The organism is Rhizobium sp. BK377, assembly GCF_014193935.1.
Lineage (GTDB): Bacteria > Pseudomonadota > Alphaproteobacteria > Rhizobiales > Rhizobiaceae > Rhizobium.
This window is the reverse complement of record NZ_JACIAC010000017.1, coordinates 1-3,724: the sequence shown is the minus strand read 5'-3', so window position 1 is coordinate 3,724 and position 3,724 is coordinate 1. Positions and strand designations below refer to the sequence as shown.

Sequence of the window (3,724 nt, the reverse complement as noted above, 5' to 3'; positions counted from 1 at the left end):
TCTATTTCGCGGTTAGTCCAACCGAGGGTATTGAGGAGGCTATGAAGGCCTTGTTCCTGAAGATCGTCAGCTCGCCTCGGATAACGAGTTAAGACGAGCCGCAGCGGACAATGCTTCCTAGTTGAGAGTTTGTGGCGGGCGCTCCATTCTTTTCGAACCTTTCGACGCCGGGCGCAAATGGAACGGGCGTCAAGGCAGGGGGTGGGCAGTAATGGCGAAAGATGGCGCGAAGGCCAGATCGCCAGCCGCCAAGCAACGTACAACGACCGGATCAGCACTGGTGTTCGGTATGGCGCGGAGACCTTGACCCGTCTCGCGAACCGGAGCGACATTGGTAAATCAATTCCTTAATTGTCGGTCCGCCGGGATCCACCTCGAACAGCCGGTTCCCTTCCGTCAGTAGCAGCCGGTTAGCAATCCAGCGGGCGTTCTGCGGTATGTCAGCCGAGGGCGATACCCGCTTGAGAAGGCGATAGACATCCGGATGGCTCGGGTTGCGGGCGATCAGGAAACGGATCGATTCCGGCAGAAGGACAATCGCCACGACCAGCGCGACGATCGTCATACCGCCCGCGACCATGAATAGCGACCTCCAGCCGAATGCCGGCTCGATGAAAGAGGCCAGAATGCCGCCGAGCATCGCGCCCGCGGCGATACCGCCGCTGACCACGAGGACGCCGGTCTGTCTATGCTTGCGGATGGCTTGAGGATAAGCGTTCCAGGTCAAAACCCGTATCCAATTATCGATAGGTGGACGAGATCGTTCTAGTTGAAGACGAGCACATCATCGCCGGGATGCGTGCTCTTGCCAAGGATGCGAAACTGATCGCTGAACCAGCCGCCTCGATTGGCGTCGGAGCACTGTTGGCGGGCAGGATAGACGTCAAGCGCGACGAAAAAGTGTGTGCAGTGTTGTCTGGCGGGAACTGGAATCTACGCGACCTTGCCGAGATTTACAATGTTGCGGGGTAACAAGTTCCAGCTTCGGTCAGTTCACAACCCCGCTCGCGGTTGAACGTCTGCGATTCTCATTGCCAAACAAGAGTCTGCCGGTTCGGAATGTGGCGCGAACACATCATTCGGCGATCAGCTTGGCTAGCGCCACTCTCCACCACCATCACTGCTGATGCTGACCAGCCAGCGAAGGCTCGCTCGGGTTCCAGAAGCGGAAATTATTGCCGCTCAACCCTGTCTGTTGACTGACGCCCAAAGCCAAAGATCCCGAAGGCCGGTTCCCTTCGATAGATTATGCGATACGTTATGACATAACCATTGGCTCAAGGATGAAGTGCGACTTGCGATAGATACCAGTCTGGCAGACTTGGTTCTGTAACCCACAGTCGCCTTGGGAGAAAGAAGATAACACCAATGGCCGGTTTGCAAATGGCTTTCGAGAGGTAGACCCCTGTCGATCACCGATGGCGAGCTGAAGGACATCTGCGACCGGCTCAGCTCTACGCCGCGGAAGTGCTTGGGCTACCGAACTCCCGCGCAGGTCTTTCGCAAGAAACTACTCGCGCAAATGCGACGTGCCGGCTAGCGTCGCGTGCGCCGCACTTCGACATGAACTCACAGGGAATTATACATTATTATCAAATTGCTATACGAAACGCTGCGCGCTGAATGATAGTTGTAGAACGATCCGCCTTCATCTGATGCCTGCCTCAATAAATTACGAGCCAAACAACCGCCGATCCCAGAAGACAGGCCGGTGCAGGCTCGCACCAATGTTGCGAAACTCGGGATGAGCTGGATTGATGATGGCGTTCTGCTCGATTCGGGTAATCACACTCGGCACCAAGAGGACAGCGCTGCGCGCCTCTTGCACCCATGTCTCTCCATAGACTTTGCTGACATGCGGCGGAATTGCGTCCCACCCCGGCAAAGCAGGCTCTGAAAACACTTCATAGGACACGCCAGCCGCTATGGTGATCTCGACATAGTGTTGGTTCGGCGGCAGTGCGCCCGACCCGTGCACCAGTTTTTCCAGGAGAGCGGTCGAATACTGCAAGCTAGCATAGATGATCGGGCTTGCGGGCGTATTCCACCGCCCGGGAGCGATGGTCGAGCCGGTTGCGTCAAAAATAGGATAGGCGCCGCGCGGATCGCCGATGCGATAGGCTAGAAGCGTTCTGTCTAGGACCTGAGCCGTCAAGCGGCGGACCCATATTTCAGACGGCCAAGAATATCGAGAACCATTTCCGCTCCGAGTTCGTTTTGAATGACGAGATCGATCGGCCTTTTATCTTCGATCATCGCATGTGGCCGAAACAAGAAAGCACGTGCACTTTCCTCCGAACCCCAAACGTCGACCGCTGCGGACCAGACCCTAGCAATGCGGGTGACTTTTGCACCTTCATCGGCAGAAAGCTTGTTGTCCGATCGGGCTTTACGCCTGTTTAAGGTGGCTCTCGGAACCACGTTATAAATGAACTTGATATCGTTGGGTGCGAGGGAATTTGCTATCCGCAGCAAGCTCTCGACTGGAAGGCCCCCTTCGATGCGCTCAATCAGGCGCAACGGCGAAACATCGGCACCCGATCTGGTAAGAGATGGTATCCCTAACAGCCGGGCCACATCGGAATAAGCCGTAAATGACATAGTGACCACTCCTTGCTCACGTGAGACATTATATAGGATCATCCGGTCATAAAGCAAACTGCGAAAATATAGTGAGAAGCTGGCGCTGTTCTTGGTCCGCCCCCTCTGCCACGTAGTCCATGACACCGGCCGCAGCTCCGTAAGTAGTGCTGAATGCCAGACTGGCCCAATCGGGCATAGTTCTATAAGTTCCGACTCTACCCGATTTATTCACTTTGTATCTCCTAATCTCGTTTCTTGCTTCTCTTGCACAGCAAAACAGTGGCAGAGATTCCCCCACTCAGCATCCATAGAAAAAGTATATTGAAAAATGTCAGGAAATAGGCATTTCCGAGAAGTGTTGTCGAAGCGCCTGCACCGTAGATCGGCAACGGAAAAAGAAAAATTAGGGTAAAGAAGACCAATAGGTAGATCGCAATTGTCTTTACTACCGATTTTCGATCATTAACTAAAATTTCTCGGCTCATCGGAATAAAAATAATGTACAGCGAGAAGACAAACGTTTTGAATGTCGCATACATAATCAAGAAAAACGATAGGCAGGCGTACAAAGAGACTTGCGCCGGGTGGTTCTCTGCAAGCCACGGCAGTTCGAAGTAGTATTTCGGAAGAAAAGCCAGAACCCATTCGAGTCCCAGCCCAACGATCTCCAGTGCACGTCGCGCAACCGCAAAAGCAAACAGGATCAATACAGACAAAATTACCATATCCATAGGTAGGCCACTGACATGGTAATCGTATCTTTTGATAAACTCCCGATCCTGCAAGCCTCGAAAAAGATCTACTCTCGCGAATATTTTAAACAATTATACCCCTACCCTTGAACAACCGGTCTACTTCGTGTCCCGGTGACGATTCCTGCTGTCCTCGAGAGTTACCGGTGACGGCCGCGTAAGACAACGGACAGCCGTGTCGGTTCGGCGCGGTGCGGCCGACCTTCCTCCTCTCACCGGCCCGGCCGTGCCAATGATCTTGCGATATCGATGATGTCGTCACGGCCGGCGGTCGGATCTTCCCTGTTCCAGGCAACACCGAGACCGATCTTGAAATCAATGCCGCGTACCTTCTTCAGCTCGAAACCGCGGTTCGGCAGATCCTGCGTCCATTCCGGCACGAAGCCGAT

General features: G+C 54.0%; 4 protein-coding genes and 3 pseudogenes. 2 read left to right on the top strand and 5 right to left on the bottom strand.

Translation table 11 applies throughout. The features are described from left to right. Positions 1-271 precede the first annotated feature (271 nt). Entirely contained in the window at positions 272-640 is a 369-nt protein-coding gene (locus FHT92_RS29040) for a hypothetical protein (RefSeq protein WP_246735596.1), read from the bottom strand. Between the two features lie 51 nt (positions 641-691). Between FHT92_RS29040 and FHT92_RS29035 the strand changes: the two are divergent. Next, positions 692-972, top strand: a pseudogene (locus FHT92_RS29035) (pyridoxal-phosphate dependent enzyme); the annotation flags it as partial. A gap of 344 nt (positions 973-1,316) precedes the next feature. Continuing rightward, positions 1,317-1,540: pseudogene (locus FHT92_RS29575) on the top strand (IS30 family transposase); the annotation flags it as partial. A gap of 132 nt (positions 1,541-1,672) precedes the next feature. On the opposite strand, the gene FHT92_RS29030 reads toward FHT92_RS29575, so the two are convergent. From FHT92_RS29030 to FHT92_RS29570, 4 genes and pseudogenes are all read right to left on the bottom strand, one after another. After that, a complete protein-coding gene (locus tag FHT92_RS29030; protein ID WP_183831639.1) occupies positions 1,673-2,155 on the bottom strand; it encodes an RES family NAD+ phosphorylase in 483 nt (160 codons plus the stop codon). After that, on the bottom strand, positions 2,152-2,601 hold the full coding sequence (locus FHT92_RS29025) for an antitoxin Xre/MbcA/ParS toxin-binding domain-containing protein (protein ID WP_183749923.1): 450 nt from the start codon (positions 2,599-2,601) through the stop codon (positions 2,152-2,154). Before FHT92_RS29025 ends, FHT92_RS29030 begins: the two co-directional genes overlap by 4 nt. A gap of 224 nt (positions 2,602-2,825) precedes the next feature. Then, positions 2,826-3,308, bottom strand: a complete 483-nt coding sequence (locus FHT92_RS29020) for a hypothetical protein (protein WP_246735595.1) — start codon at positions 3,306-3,308, stop codon at positions 2,826-2,828. Positions 3,309-3,547: 239 nt separating this feature from the next. Further along, positions 3,548-3,724 (bottom strand): annotated as a pseudogene (locus FHT92_RS29570) (LysR family transcriptional regulator); the annotation flags it as partial.

What these genes read in the sequence shown, in the direction of transcription:
- FHT92_RS29040 (WP_246735596.1), bottom strand. Translation starts at nt 640, where the DNA reads ATGCTCGGCGGCATTCTGGCCTCTTTCATCGAGCCGGCATTCGGCTGG.
- FHT92_RS29025 (WP_183749923.1), bottom strand. Translation starts at nt 2,601, where the DNA reads ATGTCATTTACGGCTTATTCCGATGTGGCCCGGCTGTTAGGGATACCA.
- FHT92_RS29020 (WP_246735595.1), bottom strand. Translation starts at nt 3,308, where the DNA reads ATGGTAATTTTGTCTGTATTGATCCTGTTTGCTTTTGCGGTTGCGCGA.